General features: G+C 39.2%; 22 protein-coding genes. 13 read left to right on the top strand and 9 right to left on the bottom strand.

Annotated features, from left to right (window positions below; all coding sequences use genetic code 11):
- Positions 1-3 precede the first annotated feature (3 nt).
- On the bottom strand, positions 4-1,029 hold the full coding sequence (locus BUA72_RS18920) for a rod shape-determining protein (protein ID WP_034700899.1): 1,026 nt from the start codon (positions 1,027-1,029) through the stop codon (positions 4-6).
- Between the two features lie 399 nt (positions 1,030-1,428).
- Here BUA72_RS18920 and hemA point away from each other — a divergent pair, with 399 nt between their 5' ends.
- The 6 genes from hemA to hemE all read left to right on the top strand — a co-directional run bounded on the left by hemA (position 1,429) and on the right by hemE (position 6,665).
- Positions 1,429-2,703, top strand: coding sequence for a glutamyl-tRNA reductase (gene hemA / locus BUA72_RS18915; protein WP_047450950.1), 1,275 nt, complete (start codon positions 1,429-1,431; stop codon positions 2,701-2,703).
- Positions 2,690-3,598 (top strand): hydroxymethylbilane synthase, encoded by a 909-nt coding sequence (hemC, locus tag BUA72_RS18910; protein WP_047450953.1) that lies wholly within the window; start codon positions 2,690-2,692, stop codon positions 3,596-3,598. The genes hemA and hemC overlap by 14 nt, the downstream gene beginning before the upstream one ends.
- Positions 3,599-3,646: 48 nt before the next feature.
- A complete protein-coding gene (locus BUA72_RS18905; RefSeq protein ID WP_072924568.1) occupies positions 3,647-4,228 on the top strand; it encodes a DUF1287 domain-containing protein in 582 nt (193 codons plus the stop codon).
- A gap of 10 nt (positions 4,229-4,238) precedes the next feature.
- On the top strand, positions 4,239-4,895 hold the full coding sequence (locus BUA72_RS18900) for a peptidoglycan recognition protein family protein (protein ID WP_072924566.1): 657 nt from the start codon (positions 4,239-4,241) through the stop codon (positions 4,893-4,895).
- Positions 4,895-5,566: a uroporphyrinogen-III synthase gene (locus BUA72_RS18895; protein ID WP_072924564.1), complete on the top strand. Its 672-nt coding sequence runs from the start codon at positions 4,895-4,897 to the stop codon at positions 5,564-5,566. The genes BUA72_RS18900 and BUA72_RS18895 overlap by 1 nt, the downstream gene beginning before the upstream one ends.
- A gap of 67 nt (positions 5,567-5,633) precedes the next feature.
- Positions 5,634-6,665: a uroporphyrinogen decarboxylase gene (hemE, locus tag BUA72_RS18890; protein ID WP_034724166.1), complete on the top strand. Its 1,032-nt coding sequence runs from the start codon at positions 5,634-5,636 to the stop codon at positions 6,663-6,665.
- Positions 6,666-6,850: 185 nt separating this feature from the next.
- On the opposite strand, the gene BUA72_RS18885 is transcribed toward hemE, so the two are convergent.
- From BUA72_RS18885 to BUA72_RS18855, 7 genes are all read right to left on the bottom strand, one after another.
- Positions 6,851-7,483, bottom strand: a complete 633-nt coding sequence (locus BUA72_RS18885; protein ID WP_072924563.1) for an NAD(P)H-dependent oxidoreductase — start codon at positions 7,481-7,483, stop codon at positions 6,851-6,853.
- A gap of 162 nt (positions 7,484-7,645) precedes the next feature.
- Positions 7,646-8,464 (bottom strand): T9SS type A sorting domain-containing protein, encoded by an 819-nt coding sequence (locus BUA72_RS18880; protein WP_072924561.1) that lies wholly within the window; start codon positions 8,462-8,464, stop codon positions 7,646-7,648.
- A gap of 132 nt (positions 8,465-8,596) precedes the next feature.
- The gene (locus BUA72_RS18875) at positions 8,597-9,817 is read right to left on the bottom strand and encodes a cysteine desulfurase (RefSeq protein ID WP_072924560.1); all 1,221 of its coding nucleotides are present in this window, start codon (positions 9,815-9,817) and stop codon (positions 8,597-8,599) included.
- Positions 9,818-10,043: 226 nt separating this feature from the next.
- Positions 10,044-10,697 carry a 50S ribosomal protein L25/general stress protein Ctc gene (locus BUA72_RS18870; protein WP_047450968.1) on the bottom strand — a complete coding sequence of 218 codons (654 nt, stop codon included), beginning with the start codon at positions 10,695-10,697 and terminating at the stop codon, positions 10,044-10,046.
- A gap of 56 nt (positions 10,698-10,753) precedes the next feature.
- Positions 10,754-11,692 (bottom strand): ribose-phosphate pyrophosphokinase, encoded by a 939-nt coding sequence (locus BUA72_RS18865; protein WP_034724171.1) that lies wholly within the window; start codon positions 11,690-11,692, stop codon positions 10,754-10,756.
- 84 nt (positions 11,693-11,776) lie between these two features.
- Positions 11,777-13,339, bottom strand: a complete 1,563-nt coding sequence (locus tag BUA72_RS18860; protein WP_072924558.1) for an SGNH/GDSL hydrolase family protein — start codon at positions 13,337-13,339, stop codon at positions 11,777-11,779.
- A 10-nt stretch (positions 13,340-13,349) separates the two neighbouring features.
- On the bottom strand, positions 13,350-14,588 hold the full coding sequence (locus BUA72_RS18855) for an OmpP1/FadL family transporter (RefSeq protein WP_047450972.1): 1,239 nt from the start codon (positions 14,586-14,588) through the stop codon (positions 13,350-13,352).
- Positions 14,589-14,866: 278 nt separating this feature from the next.
- On the opposite strand from BUA72_RS18855, the gene BUA72_RS18850 reads away from it, so the two are divergent.
- From BUA72_RS18850 to BUA72_RS18820, 7 genes are all read left to right on the top strand, one after another.
- Complete coding sequence (locus tag BUA72_RS18850) at positions 14,867-16,297, top strand: PSP1 domain-containing protein (RefSeq protein ID WP_047450974.1); 1,431 nt, start codon at positions 14,867-14,869, stop codon at positions 16,295-16,297.
- Positions 16,290-16,754 (top strand): gliding motility lipoprotein GldH, encoded by a 465-nt coding sequence (locus BUA72_RS18845; RefSeq protein WP_047450976.1) that lies wholly within the window; start codon positions 16,290-16,292, stop codon positions 16,752-16,754. The genes BUA72_RS18850 and BUA72_RS18845 overlap by 8 nt, the downstream gene beginning before the upstream one ends.
- Positions 16,755-16,760: 6 nt before the next feature.
- Positions 16,761-19,139: a penicillin-binding protein 1A gene (locus tag BUA72_RS18840; protein WP_072924557.1), complete on the top strand. Its 2,379-nt coding sequence runs from the start codon at positions 16,761-16,763 to the stop codon at positions 19,137-19,139.
- Between the two features lie 75 nt (positions 19,140-19,214).
- On the top strand, positions 19,215-20,756 hold the full coding sequence (locus BUA72_RS18835) for a protein adenylyltransferase SelO (RefSeq protein WP_072924555.1): 1,542 nt from the start codon (positions 19,215-19,217) through the stop codon (positions 20,754-20,756).
- A gap of 87 nt (positions 20,757-20,843) precedes the next feature.
- A complete protein-coding gene (locus BUA72_RS18830) occupies positions 20,844-22,175 on the top strand; it encodes a T9SS type A sorting domain-containing protein (protein WP_072924554.1) in 1,332 nt (443 codons plus the stop codon).
- Between the two features lie 264 nt (positions 22,176-22,439).
- Positions 22,440-23,282: a T9SS type A sorting domain-containing protein gene (locus tag BUA72_RS18825; protein WP_072924552.1), complete on the top strand. Its 843-nt coding sequence runs from the start codon at positions 22,440-22,442 to the stop codon at positions 23,280-23,282.
- A 74-nt stretch (positions 23,283-23,356) separates the two neighbouring features.
- On the top strand, positions 23,357-24,634 hold the full coding sequence (locus BUA72_RS18820; RefSeq protein WP_228407919.1) for a DUF6080 domain-containing protein: 1,278 nt from the start codon (positions 23,357-23,359) through the stop codon (positions 24,632-24,634).
- A gap of 46 nt (positions 24,635-24,680) precedes the next feature.
- On the opposite strand, the gene BUA72_RS18815 is transcribed toward BUA72_RS18820, so the two are convergent.
- Entirely contained in the window at positions 24,681-25,238 is a 558-nt protein-coding gene (locus BUA72_RS18815) for an SPOR domain-containing protein (RefSeq protein WP_034724183.1), read from the bottom strand.
- Positions 25,239-25,341: the final 103 nt, after the last annotated feature.

Below are 25,341 nucleotides of genomic sequence, written 5' to 3'. Positions count from 1 at the left end.
AAATTATTTAATTAAGAAATTGAATTTATCCATATTCTTAAGGGCAATACCGGTTCCGCGAACAACAGCTCTCAACGGATCTTCTGCTACAAATACAGGAAGACCAGTCTTTTTGTGCAATCTGTCTGCAAGACCTCTCAATAAAGCACCTCCTCCAGCAAGATAGATACCTGTTTTATAAATATCAGCAGCCAGTTCCGGTGGCGTAAGAGAAAGCGTTTCCATTACCGCATCTTCAATTCTGATGATGGATTTGTCTAATGCACGCGCAATTTCTTTGTAGCCTACCATGATTTCTTTCGGCTTCCCTGTAATAAGGTCTCTACCCTGTACCGGGATATCTTCAATGTCTACATCAAGATCTTCCACTGCAGAACCTACTTCAATTTTGATTCTTTCAGCCGTTCTCTCTCCGATGTAAAGGTTATGGTGAGTTCTTAAGTAATAAGCGATATCGTTGGTAAATACGTCACCTGCAATTTTCACAGATTTGTCACATACGATACCTCCTAAAGCTACCACTGCAATTTCCGTAGTACCACCACCTATGTCGATGATCATATTTCCTTCAGGTTTCTGTACATCTATACCCACCCCTATTGCCGCAGCCATTGGTTCGTAAATCAGTCTTACTTCTTTAGCGTTTACTTTCTGAGCAGAATCTCTTACCGCTCTTTTTTCAACTTCAGTAATGCCAGAAGGGATACAGATCACGATTCTCAGTGCCGGCTGTATGAATCTACCTTTAATTCCAGGAATTTTTTTGATAAATTCTTTGATCATGTGTTCAGAAGCGTGGAAATCTGCAATCACCCCATCTTTTAACGGACGGATGGTTTTGATATCCTCATGAGTTTTACCCTGCATATGCTTGGCCTGCTCGCCGACCGCAATGGGCCTACCCGTAGAACGTTCAATTGCAACAATTGACGGCTGATCTATAACAATTTTATTATTATGGATGATAAGGGTATTGGCAGTACCAAGGTCTATCGCAATTTCTTGCGTAAACATATCGAATAAACTCATATTTTTCTTCTGATTTTAAGTTTACAAAGATATAAATTTAACACTACTAAAGAAATTTAACCTGCATATAATTTGGTTAAAATTTTATTAAAATTTATAATCTTATATTAACTTTTGCTTTAATCATTTACGGAGTCTGATTTAAACTAAAATTAATGGCAATGGGGCCTGAACACGTAAGGTACGAATCTTTGAGTCAAATACAAAGAAATCTCTCTCTTAAAAAATGATAAAATGCTGATTATAAATTATTTTCCAACCAACCATGCCATCATCCAACTTCAACCTGCCTTCTTTCAGCGTCTGTTTCACTCCTTCCCCACCATAGTTTTTCACGATAATTATCATATACATTATCAGAGGTTGATTAATTAAAAAAACCGTAAATTTGCCGTGCTTATGTTACAGTATTCCAACATCCATCAAACATCGAATTTTGCTGTACTTTCCATCAGCTACGAGAAGGCTGATGTAGAAACGAGAGGGAAATTTGCATTCTTTGATGACAACATCAAGAACTTTGTCACCCGGATCCATAACGTGGATTTAGGGGATGCATTTGTGGTTTCCACGTGTAACAGAACTGAGATCTATACCACTTCGCCCAATTATCTTCTGGTTGCAGAGGAATATTGCAAAACCATCGGGGTTCATCTTACGGATTTCCTTCAGTTTGCAAATATCCTGACCAAAGAAGAAGCGCTGATCCACCTGTTTAGAGTAGCTGCAGGACTGGAAAGCCAGATTATCGGGGATTTCGAGATCATCGGACAGATCAAAAAAGCATACAGCCGTTTCAAAAAAGAAAGACAGAATTCAAATCCTTATCTGGAAAGAGCAATCAACGCAGCAATCCAGATTTCGAAAAGAATTAAAAACGAAACCGGAATTTCAAACGGGGCCGCTTCTGTGTCTTATGCTGCCGTACATTACATCTTAAACAGCCAGAAAAAAATAACGGAGAAGAACATTCTTCTTTTGGGTGTAGGTGAAATCGGGCAGAATACGGTTGAAAATCTGGTGAAGCACGTTTACCAGCCTAAAATTAAAATCGCAAACAGAACTCAGGAGAAAGCTGAAAAAATTTCCGAGAAGTATAATATTCCTCATGTTGATTATTCTGATTTTGACAAGGAAATAAAAAATACAGACATCCTGATTGTTGCCACCGGAGCAAAACATCCCATCATCAACAAGTCTCATTTCCCGAACGGAAAAGAAACACTCGTGATCGACCTTTCCATTCCGCATAACGTTGAAAAGAATGTTACCGAGAACGAAAACGTAACGCTGATCGACGTGGATGAACTTTCAAAACAGATTCAGGAAACGATTCAGCAGCGGGAAAAAGAAATCCCAAAAGCTGAAAAAATCATCAAAGAACTGATGAAAGAGTTTCTGGAATGGGAAAAAAAGAGAAAGCTGGCACCCAATATTCACCATTTCAAAGCAGTTCTGAAGAATATGGAACGCAATGAAATGCATAATTTTTACAGAAAAAATAAATACATAAACATCACGGACATGGAGCTTTCTGACAAAATGATCCAGAAAATCACCAACCGTTTTGCAAAATTTATCATCGACAATCCTTTAAAAGCCGAAGAAATTAGTAAATTAATGCACGAAATATTAGTTGAACAACCAAACAACGAATTCAATGAAAAGCATTAGAATCGGAACAAGAAATTCCGCACTTGCACTTTGGCAGGCAAGAGAGGTTGCGAGGCACCTTCAAAACCGTAATTATCTAACGGAAATCGTTCCTATCGTATCTTCGGGTGATAAGAACTTAAATCAACCGCTTTATTCTTTAGGGATCACCGGGGTTTTCACAAGAGACCTTGATGTGGCTTTACTGAATGACGAGATTGATATCGCTGTACACTCTTTAAAAGACGTCCCTACACAGCTTCCTCAAAACATTGAGATCATTACTTATCTGGAAAGAGATTTCCCGCAGGACGTACTGATCAGAAAAGAATCTTCGAGAAATAAAGAATTCCACGAACTGAAACTGGCGACCAGCAGTTTGAGAAGAAGAGCATTCTGGCTGAAGAATTATCCTCATGCTGAATTTTCAGACATCCGTGGAAATATCCAGACCCGTCTTCAGAAACTGGAGGACGGAGATTTTGATGCTACGATTTTATCTCTGGCAGGAATTAAAAGAATGAAAATGGACATCGATTATGAGATGCTTCCGTTAATGATCCCGGCAGCTTCCCAGGGAGTAATCGCCGTGGCCGGACATTCTGACAAACCGGAGATCAACGAAATCCTGAGCCAGATCAATCATAAGAAGACCCAGATCTGTGTAGAAATCGAAAGAAACTTCCTGAGCACACTGGAAGGCGGATGTACCGCTCCAATTGGTGCTTATGCAGAGATCATCGAAAATCAGGTTCGTTTCAAAGCGGCTTTATGTTCTCTTGATGGTAAAAACTGCATCGCTACCGACGAAAACTTCGAGTACAACGAAACGGAGAATTTTGGAGAAAAATTCGCGAAGATCGTTCTTGAAAACGGAGGAAAAGAGCTGATGGCTGAAATCAAGAATTCTTACTAAACGTATTCAAAAGCCTTTTTATCTTTACATTCTATTAAGTGCGGAACTATGAAAAAGTATCTGTTTTTATTGGCATTCACCTGTTGCATGTGTATGGCAAGTGCACAGAATAAATTTGCACTTCAGCTATCCGATTCCGCTTTGGGACTGGTTGATAAAACGGTTACCTATGATCCCACTTACTTTGTCCTTAAATACCCCAATGGAGATGTACCGGCAGATAAAGGCGTCTGCACGGATGTCGTGATAAGAGCCTACAGAAAAATAGGGATTGATCTCCAAAAGGAAGTTCATGAGGATATGGCAAAGAATTTCTCAAAGTATCCGAAAATCTGGGGCTTAAAAAAGCCTGACACGAATATTGACCACCGCAGGGTTCCGAACCTTGCTGTGTTCTTTTCTAAATTCGGGACAGCAAAATCTATTGAGACCAATCCTGCATTGTATGTTCCGGGAGATATTGTTACATGGCTTCTACCGGGAAATTTAACGCATATCGGAATTGTGGTCAATAAAAAATCTGCCGACGGAAAAAGGTTTCTGATTGTGCATAATATAGGAGGCGGACAGGTGGTTGAAGATGTCCTTTTTAAATATACCATTACAGGACATTATCAATACCAGAAATAAGTACCATTGTATGAAAAACCTTATTTATGCTTTCTTTGTATTGATCGCGTGCTATATGAAAGCGCAAACCGGTGAATTTAAAATCGTCAATAAACCTATTGATTATTCTCCTGAAAGAGTAAAACTGAGCCTTGAGTATCTGAAAAGTCATTATAATATCACTCAGAATTCACCCGTTATTTCGCCCAAAATCATTGTTCTTCACTATACTGCAGGCGGAACTGTAGAAACGAATTACAAATATTTCAACAGGACCCATCTGGAATCTGCCCGAAATGTTTTAAAGAAACAAAGCACACTGAATGTTTCCTCACAGTTTATTGTAGACAGAGATGGTACTATTTATCAGCTTATGGAGCCCAATATGTTTGCAAGACATACCATCGGACTTAATTACTGCGCCATCGGTATTGAAAACATAGGAAGCAAAAAACAGCCGCTGACAGAAAAGCAGGCTTTAGCGAACGCACAATTAATTAAGCACTTAACTAAAAAATACAGTATAGAATATCTGATAGGTCATTCAGAATATGGTATCTTTAGAGGATCTAAACTCTGGAAAGAAACCGACCCGAATTATTTCACAGCAAAAGAAGACCCGGGTCAGGATTTTATGAAGAAAGTACGATTGCTTGTTGATGATTTACATTTAAAAGATAAACCCTAATGAAAATTCTATTCACCAAAACCATAGATGCCACATTGCTGTCCAAAGAATTAGGATCGGATATTTCGGCTGAATGTATTGAGGTGATCAGAACAGAGCCTATAAGAATTGCTTCATTCGATTTAAAGAATCACTCACTGATCTTCACCAGTGTAAATGGAGTGAGGTCTTTCTTTACCAATCAGTTTAAACCCAACGAAGATTTTACCGCAAAAAATTATAACAAAATATATTGTGTCGGTGAAAAAACGAAACGGGAACTCAGAAAATACGGTTTCGGGACCTTCAAGGTTCTGAAAAATGCAGAAACCCTTTCGAGATTTATCATCGGAAACTGCCAGCACGAACAGTTCCTTCACTTCTGTGGCAATCTGGCTATCGATGTTCTGGATAAAGATCTTCCGCTGCAGAATATCCGTTACAAAAAGATCACGGTTTACAACACTGAAGAAATCCATCCTCTGGTACCTGAAAAATATCATGCTACAGTTTTTTTTAGTCCAAGCGGAGTTCGTAGTTTTGCAAAACTCAACTCTTTAGAAGGAATGAAGATTTTTTCAATTGGTGAAACGACGTCCAATGAACTGCGAAAGCACACCTCAACGGAGATCTTCACCTCAGAAGAAAATAATCTGGCTTCTATCTTTGAGCTGATAAAAAAAGAACTTTGAAGCAGCCGCAAGTTTGGCTGGTAAAAATAATAAGTGCCGGGAACGGACATATTAGTTTAAATAAATTATGATTAAAAACGACTTATATTTAAAAGCACTCCGCGGAGAAACGGTAGAAAGACCACCGGTATGGATGATGAGACAGGCCGGAAGATATCTGCCTGAATTCATAGCTCTTAGGGATAAATATGACTTCTTTACAAGATGTCAGACGCCTGAGCTGGCTTCTGAGATTACTGTACAGCCTATCCGTAGGTTTCCTTTGGATGCAGCCATCCTGTTTTCTGACATTTTAGTAGTTCCTCAAGCCATGGGAATTGATTTTAAAATGAAAGAAAATGTAGGTCCGTGGCTGGACAATCCGATCAGAACAATGGAACAGGTTCAGAATGTGATTGTTCCTGATGTGGATGATACTTTAGGATACGTTTTTGATGCCATTGAACTTACCTTAATTAAATTAGACAACGAAATTCCATTGATCGGTTTCGCGGGTTCTCCATGGACGATCCTATGTTACTGTATTGAAGGAAAAGGAAGTAAGGCTTTTGATATCGCAAAATCATTCTGTTTCCAGCAGCCTGAAGCGGCTCATTTACTGCTTCAGAAAATCACAGATACTACGATTGCCTATTTGAAAAGAAAAGTGGAAAAAGGAGTTTCTGCGGTTCAGGTTTTTGATTCATGGGGCGGAATGCTGTCTCCTACGGATTATCAGGAATTCTCATGGCAGTATATCAACCAGATCGTTGAAGCTTTGAGCCCTCTTACTCATGTAGTGGTATTCGGGAAAGGATGCTGGTTTGCGCTGGAAGATATGACGATGTCTAAAGCATCTGCTTTGGGTGTGGACTGGACCATTACTCCTGAATTCGCAAGAACATTAACGAATCACACGATGACGCTTCAGGGGAATTTTGACCCTGCAAGATTACATTCTACACCGGAAACCATCAAGAAGATGGTGACTGAAATGATCAACCGTTTCGGAAAAGACAGATATATCGCGAATCTTGGCCATGGAATCTTACCTAATATTCCTGTGGAAAATGCAGAGGCGTTCATCAGAGCGGTTGTGGACTGGAAACCGAATAACTAGTTTTCTAACCATAAAAGGAGCAAAAGTTTTTATTGCTTCATTACAACAGACAAATAGAACTTCAAACCTCATAGGTTTTTGAAACCTATGAGGTTTAGACAGAAATATGATTAAGTAATTAGTCAAAAAACAAAATCCCTTTCAAAACAATTGAAAGGGATTTTTTATGAGAAAAAATTGAGTCATTAATTCACTTCGGTAATAAAATCTTCTTTAGGTTTTCTCACCTTCGTAAGATTCACCAACCAGTCTGATTCAGAGTTTCTGTAACCGATAGGAAGAAGCAGGACGCTCTTTAAGCCTTTTTCTTTTAAGTTTAAAATTTCATCTACCGCGTCAGGAGAAAAACCTTCCATTGGTGTAGAATCTACTTCTTCAAACGCTGCTGCGATGATGGCTGCACCGAATGAAATATAAGCCTGTTTTGCGGCATGCGTAAAGTTTTCCTCAGCAGATCTCTGAGGGTAAGTTCCCAACAGCATCTGTCTATAGTTTTCCCAGCCTTCGTTTTCAAAACCTCTGATTTTATTGGTCAGATCAAACATACCATTGATTCTTTCTTCCGTGTAATTATCCCATGCTGCAAACACCAAAAGATGCGAACAGTCTGTGACCTGTGGCTGATTCCATGCATGAGGCTTGATCTGCTCCTTCACCTCCTGATTTGTGATCACAATGATCTCAAAAGGCTGAAGTCCGCTGGATGTAGGTGCCAGTCTTGCGGCTTCTAATATTTTATCCACTTTTTCCTGTGGTACTTTCTGACCGTTCATTGCTTTGGTCGCAAATCTCCAGTTCAATTTTTCTATTAATTCCATTACGTTAAATTTAGACCATACAAAATTACTTCAAGAAGCAAGACGCAGGTACACAAAAATTGCTATTTGCGCTATTGGCAGAATCTATAGAACTAAGAATGGAAGGTCGGAGAGGGAAGCTGGAAGTTACTAGTGAATGTTAATTAAAATTTACAGAAAGGTTTATTCTTTTCTGAACTTTTTATTTATGATTTCCTTTTTATTATTGATCTGAATGAGATAGTTTCCTTTCGGCAGATCAGAGAGATTGTATTTTTCATACTGTCCCGTGAAGCTTTTGACTTTTCTGCCGGACATATCAAGTACGGTGACTTCAGCATCAGATTTCATTAGATCCGATTGGATATACAAATCATCTTTTACCGGATTTGGATAGACCTGCACTGCATCTGCAAGAGAAACTTCGGAAGTTCCCAATACTCCTGCTGTAATGACAACGTCATCCACTACCGCTCCAAACGAGTAATCTCCTATATCATCATATACAAATCTCATCTGAAAGTTAGCATTGGCATACGGAGCCAGATTGATACTGGTTGCTACACTATACCCTGTAACAATGTAAGTCAGGGTATTTAAGTCAATCGTCCAGGTTCCAGATTCTCCCGAAGCTGTAAATACCTGTATCCATGAAGTACCATTAAAAACTTCAACCTTTAACGTCGTATTAAGGGTATAAATCTTATTGGCATATTTAAATGAAAGTCTGGGATTCGAAACGCCGGTAAGATTGATAACGGGAGATACTAATCTCGCATTGCTGTTGACCCCACTAGGCCCCGCATCATCATCATCAAAAAAAGCGGCCCCGTTGGGAAATGAAGCAAAGCCACTCGTTGTCCCTACGCTCCAATTGTATGTCGTATTCGGGTTATTTGTGGTCCATCCCGGAGGCAATCCAGCTCCGTTAAAGTTCTCAGAAAATACCTGTGCATGATAAAATCCACAGGCCATCAGAAAAAAGAGTATTTGTTTTTTCATGATATAACAATTATTAGTTTCGGTAAAATTACTAATTAATAGTCATCACAAAATAAACATTTAACATAATATTTACCGTCAAACGTCATATTAAATTAAAAAAAGCAGTTGATTAACTGCTTTTTATGTTTTTTATCCCAGCATTTTCTGAGCTTTTTTGACACCTTCTACAAGCTTGTCAATTTCATCAAACGTATTGTAAACAGCAAAACTTGCTCTTACGGTTCCGGCTATATTGAAGAAGTCCATGATCGGCTGTGTACAGTGATGTCCGGTTCTTACAGCAATGCCCATTTTATCAAGGATCATTCCTACATCGGAAGAAATTCCCGTTCCTTCTAAGTTAAAGGAAACCACCCCCACTCTTTTGGCTTTCTCTCCGTAGATCTTTATATTCTCCAGCTCTAAAAGCTGTCTCTGAGCATATTCAAGCAAAGCATTTTCATGGTTCTGAATATTCTGTCTTCCGATTTTTTCAATAAAATCTACAGCAGCACCCAGTGCAATATTTCCTCCTACATTCGGAGTTCCGGCTTCGTATTTAAATGGAAGTCCTGCGTAAGTAGTTCCATCGAATGAGCAGGTTGCGATCATCTCTCCTCCTCCATGGAAAGGCGGAAGTTCTTCCAGGAGCTCCTGTTTTCCGTAAAGGATACCGGTTCCCATTGGTGCATACATTTTATGACCTGAAAACACAAAGAAATCACAATCCATCTTCTGTACATCGATCTCGAAGTGAGGAGCAGACTGAGCCCCGTCGATCACAATATAAGCATCTGAATTTTTTCTTGTTTTCGCGATGATTTCTTCAATAGGATTTACAATTCCCAAAGCATTGGAAACTTGGTTTACAGCCACCACTTTGGTTTTTTCGCTTAAAAACTCATCCAGATAGTTCAGCTGAAGGATACCATTCTCGTCAATCGGGATCACTCTCAGTTTCGCTCCGGTTCTTTCACAAAGCAACTGCCATGGAACGATGTTGGAGTGGTGCTCCAGATAGGAAATAATGATCTCGTCGTCTTTTTTAAGCTTCTGTGTTAAAATATAAGCGATGAGGTTCAGACCTTCTGTCGTTCCTTTTGTAAAAATAACTTCAAAATCATGCTTGGCATTGATGAACTTCTGAATCTTTCTTCTGGAAAGCTCCATTTCTTCAGTAGCCAGCTGACTTAATGTATGGATTCCTCTGTGAACATTGGCATTAAGCTGCGTATAATACTCATTCCATATCTTCAAAACAGAATCAGGTTTCTGAGATGTTGCTGCATTATCTAAGTAAACCAAAGGCTTACCATTCACTTCGCGGTTTAATATCGTAAACTGACTTCTTATTTCTTGAATGTCAAACATTTATTAAAATTTTAAATTAGATGGCTCTTATTTAGAACACTTCAAATTTACGGCTTTTTTTCTGAAAGGAAGTATCGGATGAGTGGGTGATACTTGTCAGGTGATAGAAAGATTCGATAGATAAGATCGCAAAGAAGGCTCATTTCTTTTGCTCTTTATCCTCTGTACATAAAAAAACCTGCCAATGAATTGACAGGTTTTATATGGTTTGTTGAATATACAAATATTATTCAGCAGATTTTTCTTCAGTTGTTGGAACATCAGGAGATTGTGTTGCCACTTCTTCTGCTGCTTCTTCGTCCTCATCATCTTCTACTGCTGCACCACCTTTCATTGCATTTCTAGACATCTTAACAGCTACTACAACTGCATTGTCAGGGTGTACGAAAGAGAATCCTTCAGTCTTGATTCCACCTACATAAAGTTTGTTACCAATTTTTAATGGAGTTACATCTACAACTACCTCATCTGGCAAGTTTGCAGGAATAGCTTTCACTTTTAGTTTTCTGAAAGACTGACGTAAAACACCACCAGCCACAACACCTTTAGAACGTCCTGTAATTCTTACAGGAACTTCCATAACTACTGGCTTATCGTCAGATAATTGGTAGAAGTCTGCGTGTAAAATTTTGTCCGTAATTGGGTGGAACTGAATATCCTGAAGAACTGCTGGAATTGTTTTTCCGTCTAGTTCAATAGATACCGTGTGTGCTTCAGGAGTATATACTAAACCTTTGAACGCTCTCTCTTCTGCAGAGAAGTTCAATGGTGTTTCACCTCCATAAACAACACAAGGAACTAATTCAGCATCACGTAAAGCTTTTGTAGACTTTTTGCCCACGCTTTCTCTTTTTGTACCTTGAATTGTAATAGATTTCATTTTATAAAAAATTTAAAAATTTGTTCAGTTTAATTTTGCAATCCGCTAAAAATCAATTAGATAATAAACTTACTACTGATTGATTGGTGCTCATGAACCATCTTCATAACGTCCGCAAATAATGGGGCGCAAGATAGCACTTTTATTTTAGATGACAAATTATTTTTAACAGGAATTGAGTCAGTTACAATAACTTCCAACAATTTAGAGTTCTCAATATTCTCGTACGCTTTTCCGGAAAGTACTCCGTGAGTAGCCATCGCTCTTACTGATTTTGCTCCTTTTTCCACTAAAATATCTGCAGCTTTGCAAAGTGTTCCCGCTGTATCGATCATGTCATCGATAAGGATTACATTTTTCCCTTCTACATCTCCGATAAGGAACATCTCTTCTACAACGTTTGCTTTTTTTCTTTCTTTGTAAGCAATTACTACTTCAGCCCCTAAGTGACCGGCATAGTTTTTTGCTCTTTTCGCACCTCCCATATCCGGAGAAGCGATGGTAAGATTATCCAGGTTTAATGCTCTGATATAATCTACGAAAATACTTGAAGCATAAAGATGATCTACCGGAATTTCAAAGAATCCCTGAATCTGATCTGCATGAAGATCCATGGTCATGATTCTTGTAGCTCCTGCTGCTGTCAATAGATTAGCAACCAGTTTTGCGCCTATAGGAGCTCTTGGCTTGTCTTTTCTGTCCTGTCTTGCAAGTCCGAAATAAGGGATTACAACAGTAATGCTTTTTGCGGAAGCTCTTTTCGCTGCATCAATCATCAATAGAAGTTCTAAAAGATTGTCTGCGGGCGGAAAGGTAGATCCGATTAGGAAAACTCTTCCTCCTCTTACAGATTCATCCAGAACAGGCTCGAATTCCCCGTCGCTGAACTCCTGAAAGTTGATTTTTCCTAACTCTTTCCCATAATGTTGGGCAATTTTTTCTGCCAAGTCCTTACTGGTTCTTGTACAAAATAGATAACTTAACTGATCGGCCATTTTTACTTTTTAAAGATTTGCAAATTTAAAAAAAAACCACAAGAATTACTCTTGTGGTTTCTAAGTTTTTATTTTCCTGTATGATTACGGGAATTTTACTCCTGAATATTTATTTGGATCTACCTGTGGTAACGTAGATTTATACTTCATGTTGATAGACTTGATAAATTCATTGGCAATCACCGCGTAACCTCTTCCTGTAAGGTGAACTCCATCAAGAGAGAAAGCTCCTCCGGTTACAAATTTAGCCGTATACTTTACTCCATCGAAGGTAATTCCAGACTTCCCATTAAGCTCAATCATTTTAGCATTCCCGTCTACAAAAGCCAGTCCATAAGAATCAGCCAGTGATTTGATAGAAGCATTATAGGCATCTACTGCTGTTTTCACATAAGAAGCTTCTGTTTTCGTTAATACATGTTGGTTTTGCAGTGGATAAGAAATTCCATACACATTCACAGGTGCCGGTGCTCCGGGCGCAACCGTTCCAATTAGAGAACTTGTTGTAAGAAGGACATAATCATCTGCTGTAGCCTGTCTGGCCTGTCCGAAGATTAACCCAAACGCCGCTGCTGTAGGCGCTCCTAAAGAAGGAGTCAAAGCAGCAGTAAGCTGTGCCCCCAGATCCGTAAGTGCAACATCCTTGATTAAAACAGGGTTGGAAGAAGTAGAAGAAAGTAAATTAATTCTGTCTCCAGCTCCGAAAGCCGTAAGCGCCTGCTTCAATGGCCCGTATAAACTTGCATTAAGTGTTGCTAAATTCGCTCCTAAAGTGGTAGGCGTTAAAGGATTGTAAGGAACTGTCGTAAAGAAAGGAATAGAAGTAACATAAGGAATATTTCCAATCACTCCTTTTGTGGTTCCTACACTTTTAAGACCATCCAGCACACCTTTAATAGATCCTGCTACAAGATTAGGATCAGAAATATCGTTTGATTTATAAGTTAATGGATTTACATTTCCAGTCTGAACTACCGCCGGCGTATAAGTCGTAACGGTTCCTACAGTCTGAGAATTCGTTCCTCCGTTCGTAGCATAAGATAATACATCATTATTTCCGATCCAAAGAGAGAAGAATGTTGGCTTCTGAAGCATTGCATCCTGTAAAACAGAATTTGTTGCAGAAGTAGCAAATCTCACAAAGTATGGATTGGCAGCTCCCAAGGCAAGGTTAGCAGCACTTCCGTAACCTGGTGCAACCAAGTGGAAAGATTTCGCTCCTGGAACACCCATATTCTGGTAAGGTCCACCTGCAGTTACATTATCTAATGCCGCCGCAGGACTGCTTGGAACCGGACTTAAACTTCCGCTGGCAGTCACCGTAAGATTCAGTTTACCAGGAAAGCCCGGCAATCCTATAAATCCACCTACATCATTAGGCATCAAAGGCTGCTTAAATGCACCGCCACCAGCCAGTTTCATCTGCATAGCGATGATACTTGGATAGGATTCATTTTGTCCACTGCTGTAAAGAGCTCCATCTCTATAACCGGAAGTCAGAGAGTTCCCCAAAGCAACATAATTGGAAAAGTTCGCTTCTCCGCTTGTTACCTGGATATCTTTTACATCAGTATCAAAATCAGTCTCACAGCTTGTTGTAAAAAGAAGTGCGGAAACGGCAAGTGTTGATATTATAATTTTTTTCATAGTCTTTCAATTAAAAAGGGTTGTACGATAAACCTAAACCAAAGTAGAATGCCTGAGCTTTTGCCTGCCCATTAAATCCAATGGCTGCATTTCTTACATCTCTGGACTGAGGCAATGCATATCCACCTGCTAAGTCCACTCCAAACTGCTTTAATTTAAAGCCAACACCCCCTGTAATTACATAGGTATTGAATGAAGGAGTTTCCGGAATAAAGTGATCATCCGTATAAGGAGACTCATCATAGTAAGCACCCAGACGTCCGAAGATCATATCTGTGAATGCATACTGAGTACCCAATCTGAATGTTTTGGAATTTCTGAAGTTTTTAGGAGCAACCAATACGGTAGGATCCGGCTGATTCCCCACTGGAGCATTAGCAAAATCTAAAGTAAGCTTGCTGTATCTCTCCCATCCGTGGTAGTTAAAGTCAGCTGAAATCAACCATTTTGGAGTCACTTTATACGTTAAACCAATGGTATATTCTTCTACCAAAGGAAGTGTTGCTGTAAATTTATCCTGTCCTGTACTTGGATCAAGACCTAACAGAGGATAAATAGCTGCTGAAGGGAACTGGAACGTAGCTGTTCCTTTTTTCGCCTTCATATCTATAGGAGAACGGTAAGCGATACTTACATCTAATTTTGGATCTGGTCTGAAATAGAAACCGAATCCATACCCGCTTCCGCTGGCTTTTTCGTCTTTAATGTTCAACTCGCCGCCAAACTGCGTTACGGCTTTGTCCCAGTCTACTTTACCTTTAGCATAAATATAACTTGCCCCAAAAGATACCCAAGGAGCCAGTTTTACAGAGACCATCGGTTGGAAATAGAAACTTTTCAGTTCCAGCTTCTGTACCAGTTCTCTTCCTTCCCAGTCGCTTGGCCACTCGATCGTACTTCCGAAAGGGGTACTGAAACTGAAACCAACAGAAAGGTTCTCTATCGGTCTATAAGCCACTGCAGCGTATAACGGAGTCCCTATAGGATTATCTGTGGATGTACTCTGTAGTGTATTCAAGTTTTGAAAAGTAACTTTATTACTTGCACCAAACCCTCCTGCCACTATACTCAGTTTAGAAGGAATGAATGACATACCCGCTGGGTTAAAGAATGCCACACTTGCATCTTCGGCATGAGCACTAGTATGCGCCATTGCCAATTGTTTCACTCCCTGCAGAGATACCCTGAAGCCTCCTGCGTAAGATAAAACACCCGCCAATAAAGCAGTTGATACTAATATTTTTTTCATAGACTGTTATTATATAACCCAAATATAAAATTATTTTGAATACGCCTGTTAATATTTCTTAATATTTTAAACAATATCTTAAAAGAAAATTATGTTTAAAATAGCACTTTAGAAATACATTCACTTAAAGACATACTGTATAGTAACTTATCAACTTTTTATGGATCGCATATTTTTCACGTTTAATGTTAAACAACAGCGATATTGAATATTTAAGTATTTTAGAATTGCATAAAGATAAATTTACATAAATTTGCAAGATTATAAAAAATAGTTATATGAGTTGTGGATGCAAAACATCCGGCGATTCTGCCCATTCTTGCGGACCCAAGAAAACCGCGAATGGTTGTGAAAGTGTAAATACCTGTGGTAATAGTTATAAATTAAGTGTTTTCGATTGGCTTTCTAACATCAACAACCCCGCATCAAACAGGTGCGACCTTGTGGAAGTTAGATTTAAAAATGACAGAAAATCGTTTTATAGAAATGTAAATAATATTCCTTTACATATAGGTAGCGTAGTAACAGTAGAATCGAGTCCCGGACACGATGTAGGCGTTGTAAGCCTCACCGGAGAATTAGTAAAGATTCAGATGAAAAAGAAAAAATTTCCTGAAGAATCTATACTCAAAATATACAGACAGGCTAACCAGAAGGACCTTGAGGTCTGGCAGGAAGCCAGAAAAAAAGAAGACGGCGTAAAGCTGGAAGCCAGAAAGATCGCCCATAGAATAGGTCTTGAAATGAAAGTCACTGATGTAGAATATCAGGGAGATTCTTCAAAGATCACATTTTATTACACGGCCGATAACCGAGTGGATTTCAGACAGTTGATCAAAGAATACGCAGGTGCTTTCAGAACAAAAATCGATATGAAACAGATCGGTTTCAGACAGGAAGCCGCAAAAGTTGGAGGTATCGGATCATGTGGAAGAGAACTTTGCTGTTCAACATGGCTGACCGATTTCAGATCTGTGAATACCAATGTCGCCAGATATCAGCAACTGAGCATTAACCCGCAAAAGCTTGCAGGACAGTGTGGTAAATTGAAATGTTGCCTTAATTACGAACTGGATAGCTACCTTGATGCATTAAGCCACTTCCCTTCTTCATCCACAACGCTGGATACGGAAAAAGGAAGAGCATTCTGTATCAAAATAGACGTTTTCAAAAAGAAAATGTGGTTTGCGTATGTAGACAGCTCAATGGCCTGGTATGACTTTGACATTGATCTCGTTAAAAAATTAATCGCAAAAAATAAGAAAGGCGAAAGAACCCCTCCTCTGGAAGATCTGAAACAGCCTGATACTCCAGTTCAAAGCATCGATCTTATCCAGGAGAACAACGTGGACAGATTCGAAAAGAAGAACAGAGGAAACAACAGGAACAGAAACCAAAACAGACCGAATAACAACGGACAAAACCAGGGAGCACAGCAGGGACAAGGCCAGGGACCAAAGAAAAACAGACCGGAAAGGGCTGAAAGAACAGAGAGACCTGACAGACCGGAAAGAGCTGAAAATCCTAATGCTAATGCCAACTCCGGAAATCAGCCAAGGCCACAACAGAAGCCGCAGCCCAAACCGCAACAGCCAAAAGCACAGGTAGAAAAGACAGATGCTCCTTCTGATCCTGAGAAAAAACAGCAGAACCCGAACAAGAAAAATTTTAAAAAGAAATATCCTCCAAAAAAAGATAAAAATGCGTAAAATTTTAGGATTATTACCTCTTATCCTTTTCTTTAGCTGCCAATCTTCCCAGGAAGAAAACGTCATCATGAATTCCGTTAACAACAAATGGAATAAGAAAAGTGAGCAAAAATTTAATCTTGAAGTTTCAGATCCGCAGAATCCTAAAAATATTATATTTGTCGTAAGAAATAACAATACGTATCCTTACAGCAATATAAGATTTATTGTAAACTTCACCAATCTGCAGAACAAAAAGAAGGAAACAGACACCCTGAATTACGTTCTGGCAAAACCAAACGGCGAATGGCTTGGTACAGGTTTTGGTGATACGAAGGAAGCATTATTTCAGTATAAATTGAACTATAAATTTCCGGGAAAGGGGAAGTATGAAATCAGCCTGACACAGGCGATGAGGAATGACAACCTTCCGGGAATTGAAGATGTTGGAGTAAAACTAGAAACGGCTAAACCGTAACCATCAATGGAAGACAACAGAAAAAACGCAGGAAATAAGGGAAAAACCTTCCCTCTTCCTCCCAAAAAGAACAAAAATACCTCTTGGAAAAGATGGGTTAAATTTATTTGGATTGGACTCATTGCGGTCGTTTTAGGTATTTCAGGACTTTTCTTTGCCGTTTCCCAGGGCTTTCTTGGAGAAATGCCGGATGTAAAAGAACTGGAAAATCCTGATATCTATGTGGCTTCTGAAATCATTTCATCAGACGGAGTTTTGCTTGGAAAATTTGAGAAAGAAAAAACGCAGCCTATCACTTATAAACAGCTTCCGCCTTATCTTATCTATGCTTTACAGGCAAAGGAAGATGAGCGTTTCAAAGAACACTCAGGAATTGATTTAAAGTCTATTCTGAGAGCTGTACGATACGGAGGTGACAGAGGTGGAGGTTCTACCATCACACAGCAGTTAGCTAAACTCTTATTTACCAAAGAGCCTTCTAAAAACCCGATCAAAAGGGTGATCCAAAAATTAAAGGAATGGTCTGTTGCGGTAAGTTTAGAGAAACGATATACCAAAGAAGAAATCATTACGCTTTATTTCAATAAGTTCGACTTTACCTATAATGCGAACGGTATTGAAATGGCTTCCAAGATTTATTTTAATAAAACCACTTCAGAACTTACACTTCCGGAAACAGCAGTTTTTGTAGCAATGTTAGAAGCTCCGATTGCTAATAACCCTATGAGAAATCCTGAACGTGCGAAGCGTAGAAGAGATGTTGTTTTACAGCAAATGTTTGAAACTGGGTATATCGATCAGACAACTTATGACAAAGCAGTCGGAACACCGGTTGAGACAGATTATCATCCAATCAAAAACATTAATGATGACTACTCTGCCTATTATAAGTTTTATTTAAGAAAAGAAATCGACAAATATCTTGCTGATTACGAAAAAGAAAACGGCAAGAAACTTAATCTTTACAAAGACGGTTTAAAAATATATGTGACTCTTGATTCAAAAATGCAGAAGTATGCAGAAGAGGCTATCAAGGAGCATTTAACAGACCTTCAAAAAAGATTTGACGCAGAACAGAGAGGCAGAAAAAACAGACCTTTCTACTACCTTACAGATAAGCAGGTAACGAGTGTGATGTGTCAGGCCATGAAGAGAACCGGACGTTACAAGCAACTGAAAGCTGCAGGAGTTCCTGAAGATTCTATTTTAATGGAATTCCATAAACCCATCAAAACTTCCCGATTTACGTGGAGTGGAGAGGAAGAGGTGGAAATGTCACCTTGGGATTCTATCAGATACCACAAACAGATTGCACAGGCAGGTTTAATGTCTATGGTTCCTGGAAGTGGAGAGATCAAAGCGTGGGTAGGTGGTATAGACTGGCAGCATTTCCAGTATGACCACATCAAACAGGGGAAAAGACAGGTAGGATCTACCTTCAAACCTTTCGTTTATGCTACCGCGATTATGAAACTGGGTATGACTCCATGTTCAACGGTTTCTAACGGTACTTACGACCACAAAGGATGGCATGTTCCGGGAAGAGGTGGAATGCTGACGTTAAAAGATGCATTGGCTCACTCTCAAAACCCCGTAGCTGCACGTCTTATTGAAATGACAGGTGTAGATGCTGTTATCCAGACGGCAAGAGATTTGGGAGTAACTGAAGATATTCCAAGAAACAATACCATTGCCTTAGGTTCGTCAGATATCACTATCTATGAAATGCTGGGTGCCTACAGTACTTTTGCCAACTATGGAAACCACAATAAACCGGAGATGATCTGGAGAATTGAAGATGCCAACGGAAGGGTAATTAAGGAAGTGAATGTAGAGCCGAAAGAAGTCATGAACCCAATGTATGCATACACCATGATCGAACTGATGAAAGGTGTTGCCCAATACGGTACGGCTTCCGGAGAACTGGGAAGAAGAGGAATTTCAAAAGGTGTTGAAATTGCTGCTAAAACAGGTACAACACAGAACAACTCTGACGGTTGGTTTATGGGAATCACTCCAAAACTGGCAACAGGAGCCTGGGTAGGATGGGAAGACAGAGCAACTCACTTCTTTGGAACCGGTGAAGGTCAGGGTGCGAAAATGGCATTGCCGATCTGGGCGATCTTTATGAAGAAAGTCTGGGCAGACAAGTCACTGGGAATTACCCCTGATGATAAGTTTATCAGACCATCAGACTGGAAAGACGGATGTTCAAACCTGAAAGGCCTCGGTGAAGGATACGGAGACGACGGAGGACTTCAGACTATTGACGAGATCAAAAATCCAAGACCAGCAGATCCAACTCCAAAAAACAACACAGACAAGAAAGAGGAAAACATCAATGACAATCTTCACTCCACTGATGAGGTAGATTTCAATAAATAAATTCTCTTTTAGAAATACACAAGACCTTTCAATAATTTGGAAGGTCTTTTCTTTTATAATTAATACCTTTGATCTATGAATATTGAACAGATCAAACAGCCTTTCACCGATATATTTCCAGGGAATCTTTCTGACAACACAATGCAGAGAAACACTCCAAAAGTTTTATTTGCCGCTGTAAAACCAGCAGGTTTTGACAGACCGAAACTTATTGCTTTTAATCAAGCCCTATCGGAAGAGATAGGCCTTGGATCCTATGAAGAAAAAGATCTGGATTTTCTCGTTGGAAACAATCTTCCCGACAATGTAAAAACCTATGCCACGGCTTATGCAGGACATCAGTTCGGAAACTGGGCAGGACAGCTTGGGGACGGAAGAGCAATCCTGGCCGGAGAAATCATCAATGCAGAAGGAAAAAAGACAGAAATTCAATGGAAAGGCGCCGGTGCCACTCCCTATTCGAGACATGCAGACGGAAGAGCCGTACTGAGATCATCTGTACGCGAATACCTGATGAGTGAGGCCATGTATCATCTTGGAGTTCCTACCACCAGAGCTTTGAGTCTGGCCTTTACCGGAGAAGATGTGGTAAGAGATATGATGTACAACGGAAATCCACAACTGGAAAAAGGGGCCGTAGTCGTAAGAACTGCTGAAAGTTTTCTGCGTTTCGGACATTTTGAACTGATGTCTGCACAAAGAGAATATGATACGCTGCAGGATCTGGTAGATTTTACCATTGATCATTATTATCCCGAAATCAAAGCAGAAGGCATTCAGAAATACAAAGAATTTTTTGAAAATATATGCACCAGAACCGCAGATCTTATGACAGAATGGTTCCGCGTAGGATTTGTTCATGGGGTGATGAACACTGATAATATGTCTGTTTTAGGCTTGACGATAGATTATGGCCCTTATTCAATGATGGATGAATATGATCTCAATTTCACTCCAAATACGACTGATCTTCCGGGAAGAAGGTATGCTTTTGGAAAACAGGGTCAGATTTCACAGTGGAACCTTTGGCAACTGGCCAACTCCCTTCATCCGTTAATCAAAGATGAAAAGTTTCTGGAGGACACTTTAAATCATTACGGAACTTATTTCTGGAAAGCTCACGATCAGATGCTTTGCAAAAAATTCGGTTTCGACGAACTCAGAGAGAGCGATGAGGAATTTTTCACCAACTGGCAGGGACTGATGCAGGAACTTCAGCTGGACTACACGCTATTCTTCAATAAGCTTGAAAAACTAAGTCCTGAAAGTGATATGAAATCTCTTTTTGAAAATGTATCCTATGTTGTTTTATCTGATCAGAGAGTCAGAAAACTGGAAGATTTCGCTAAAAAATATGACGCAAGACTTTCATCAAATACCATTTCAAGGGAAGAATCATTATCTATGATGAAACATTCAAATCCAAAATTCACTCTTAGAAATTATCTTCTTTACGAATGCATTGAGGAAATCAATAACGGAAGCACGGAAATGCTTGAAAAACTGACGAAGGCCTTAGAAAATCCTTACGAAGAATTGTATCCGGAATATTCTGCAAAAAGGCCATCAGCCTACGATGACACTACCGGATGTTCTACGCTTTCATGCAGCTCATAATACATAAAACTCAGTATTTGTGTTATTTAGATAAATTATTTTCATTGTATTGACGTTTTTTTTATTATTTTTAGAAAAAATATCCTTATGAAAAGAATTCTATTTTCAATTACAGCATTATTCATCAGCGGAGCTGCTTTCTCCCAATATTGGAGTACTCAAAACTCAGCATTTGCAACCGCTTCAAGAGGAATCAGTGGTATGGAAGTCTATGATGCCAATACTGTTTGGGCTTTTGCTTACAATGGAGTAACGACTACGGCCAACGTTCAGGAGTTTACAAAAACATCTAACGGAGGAACGACATGGACAGCAGGAAGTATTAATGTCGGCAATTCCGCTTTAAAAATCACCAACATCTCAGGTGTAAGTGCCACAACGGCATGGGTGGGAGCTTTTGACAATACAAACGGATTAGGAGGTGTATGGAAAACTTCGGATGGAGGGGCTACATGGACTAACCAACATATGCTAACTACCGCAGGACAGTCCTGGACTAACTACGTGCATTTTTTTGATGCTAACAATGGTATTATCGGAGGTGACCCGGAGAGTGGTGAGTTTGAAATTTACACAACCACCAACGGAGGAACGACATGGACCAGAGTTCCGGGAGCCAACATTCCCGATCCTTTGACAGATGAATATGGATACAATGGCGGATATTATTCTGTAGGTAACAATATATTCTTCTATACAGGAAAAGGAAGAATTTACAAGTCAACAGATAAAGGTTTAACATGGACGGTATTGGCCACCAACTCTATCATAAGTGATTTTGGAGGTGCTGCTGTAAGCGGAGATATGGCCTGGAGTGATGCAAACACGGGAATAATTGTAAGAAAAACGTTCACAGGTCAAACCCCTACCGGGCTACAGCTTCACAGAACAACAGACGGAGGAGCTACATGGACACAAGTTACCTATACAGGAATTACTGCTGCCAATAACATCAGTGACATCACTTACATACCCGGCACTACTATTTTAGTCGCAACAAGCTCAGCCAACACAAGCGGAGGATCGTGGAAAAGCAACAACGGAACCACATGGACTGCCATTGACGCAATACAGCACCTGACCGTAAGATGTTTCAACACCAGCACCTGTTATTCTGGAGGATTCAACACATCTGCCACTGTTGGAGGAATGTTTAAGTCCACACAGGTCCTTGCAACATCTGAGGCTGCAAAAACAGCAAAACAAATAGCAGTTTATCCTAATCCTACAAAAGGGGAAATCAATATCAAAACAGATCAAAAAATAAAAATGATATCTGTCGTAGATATGTCCGGAAAAACAGTCATTACAACAGATTCCGGAAAAGCCGATCTATCTTCACTTCCAAAAGGAACCTATATGGTAAAGGCAGAACTTAACAACGGCACCTCTGTAACTGAAAAAGTGATCAAACAATAATGATCCTATTTTAAAGCATATTTAAAACTCACCCCCTTCGGTGAGTTTTTTTATTTTAAAAATAGAAATTAAGAGACACTTGCCCAATTTATAAACATTCCGAACACTCCTATTCTATAAAGAGATCTTCACTTAACAACACAGGCTATACGTTCTACATCCACCTACAATTATTGCCTTATAAATTGCAACAATTAATCGTTTTTATTAAATTTTATATATTATATTATTATTTTTCACTAATTTTAGAAAAAAAATATTATCATGAAGAAAGCTCTCTTTTCTCTAGGCTTATTGCTTGCAATAACAACCTCTAATGCACAGACCCTTCTATCGGAAGACTTTGAAGGTGCGACGTTTCCTTCTACAGGATGGACAAGAACCCAAACAGTAGCAAGCAGACCATGGCAGCTTACCAGCGCATTTCCTACAAGTATCTCAGGTTTTCTTATTTCAGGAACAAAATCTGCTGGGGTAGATTATATCAACCAGAGTAACAACGCTGCGCTCATCAGCCCTGCGTTTTCACTTGCAGGTACAACAACACCTGTCTTAAAATTCAAGGTAAAAGTAGGCTGGAATTATATGATCGGCCAAAATCTTGGAAATCTTGTGGCTCAAATTTCAACAGATGGAGGTACAGCCTGGACTACTCTTTGGGATGAAGATACAGAAGCTGGATTTACAGATGACGGCGACGGCAATCAGGCAACAGACCTTTACAACACTGTATCCGTACAAAAAGCACTTACCGCTTATGCTGGACAAGCTAACGTTAAAATAAGATTTCAGTACATCGCTAATGATGCGGATGCCGTATCTATAGATGATATCCAGGTTTTAGGAAGCGCGACTTTAGGTACTCAGGAGGCAGCCTCTAAATCTAAAGATGCAGTCGCTCTTTATCCTAACCCTACAAAAGGAGAAATCAATATCAAAACTGATCAGAAGATTAAATCGACTACAGTTTTTGACATGACAGGTAAATCCCTGCTTCAGAACGATACTGAAAAAGCGGACATTTCTTCACTTCCAAAAGGAACTTATTTAGTTAAAATAAGTTTTGCGGACGGAAGCACTTCCACAAGAAAAGTGATCAAGCAATAATTACTTAATCATAAACATTAAAACTCACCAACCATGGTGAGTTTTTTTATTTTATTTTTGCAAAAAACTGACACGTGTCTTTTATTAAAACAAAACTCATCTACCTTTTAAAACAGGTCTTCCCTTCTTCTTACACAGAATTGGCAGTATTTATATTCTTCCTGATCTGCTATGGAACGCTGGGAACTTATATCGCACTTCATTACCGGATCATTTTTGACAGCAGAATTCCCTGGGATGCTTATTTCAGTTTTGACAATAAAGCGATCGTAATGACCGGTGGAAGTTTTGAAAGACATCCGTTGGCCTATTATTTTTTTAATTGGGTCAGAGAGTTCTCACTATTGATTTCAGGTGGAAAAATGGATGCAACCTTCAGACTCACCCTTGCATGGTTGAGCAATACCGCCATAAGCTTATGTATGGCACAGATTTTCAAATACCTGAAGAATATCATCAGACTTCCATTAAAGATCAGCCTGCTTATCATTCTGTTCTTCGGCTTATTCTCTACCAGCATCATTCTATCTTTTACGCCTGAGAATTTCACCTATACTCTACTGTTGCTAAGCATTTACAATTATTATGCAGCTGTAAAACTCAGAAAAGAGGAGAAAATACCCGGATCAGCTCTTGCGCTTGCCGGAATTACGATCGGCGGACTTACCATTACCAACCTTGTTAAGGTTTTTATTCCAATACTATTTGAGAAAGACCTCTTCCGGAGTTGGAAAAAATTTGGAAATGCAGCTTTTCGTGTGACACTGACCACAGCATGTTTTGTATTCCTCTATTTACTGAGAATTGATTTCAAATATGAAAACATCTTCTCGAAAACCAACCAGCAGTATGAAAAGTTCTCCAATGTAGAATCTATTCCGGATTGGGACATGATGCTTTCCTACTTTTTTGGCGGCAGTATTCTGTTCCCGAGTTTCATGACGACGGACAAACATAATATGAAGGGTTTCGACTTTAAAGGCCTTTTAATGGAGCCTTATTCGTCTTCGTTTTGCTATGCATTTATCGTCATATTATTAGGACTCATTTTGTGGAGTTATATTAAAAATTTTAAAAATAAACTGGTCCAGATTATCACCATTTCTTTCGTGGTTGACATTGTGATCCACTGCATTATGCGGTTCGGACTTCACACGTCTTACATCTACGGAGGACACTTTGTTTTTGTATATCCCTTGCTTTTAGGCTGGCTGTTTTACGCTTATAAATCACAACCGAAGACTTTATCATTTTTGATGATAACCATGGTCATTCTGTTTGTATTTCTACTGGTCAATAACCTGTACAGAATGTCAGACTTTTTCCTCTTTTTAGAAACTTACTACCAATAAAAAAGCCGGAAAAATTCCCGGCTTTACTTTTATATTTTTTGACGACTTATCTCGCTTCTGAACAGAAAATTCTGTACTGTACTGCAATCGCCGATTTAAAGTATTCTCTAATTTTCGACAGGTCAGATGACGCACTCTGTTTTGTGAAATAACTTCCTGCTAAAATTTTGTAGTTAGGTCTTAACGAAGCATCTGTTTCCACTTTCAGGTTCGGGAATCTTTTTCTGAAATAAGATTTCACCTCGTTCGCTTCTTCGTTACTCTTAACCGTAGTGATCTGAATTTTGAATCCTAAAATCCTCGGATTTTTTCTACAGATCTCCGCATTGCTCAATTCTCTGCTCGGAATATAGATTTTGGGCGGTTTTGTGGTATTCACCATTCCACTATCGGTATTATTTTCTTTTACGGAAGAACCCGAAGGACCTCCGGTAGTCCTGGAACATTTATCTTCAATTCCTCCCAAAGCAGCACTTACTTTGGAATCCATGGTCATAATTAGCTCTGTTCCGGACAGTGTGTCTTTTTGAACAACCTGTTGGGCTTCAATGCTATAAAACCCAAATAAAGATATTATTGAAAATATTTTGATTAAATTTCTCATTTAAACTTGTTTCTGCAAATCTATTAAAATTAAAAAATTATACCAAACAACACTATTTAGAATCAATACAAATTAAACGTAAATGATATTTTCCCTTTTCCAT

This window comes from Chryseobacterium sp. OV279 (assembly GCF_900128945.1).
In the GTDB taxonomy this organism is placed as follows: Bacteria; Bacteroidota; Bacteroidia; order Flavobacteriales; family Weeksellaceae; genus Chryseobacterium.
This window is presented reverse-complemented; position numbering and strand designations above follow the sequence as displayed.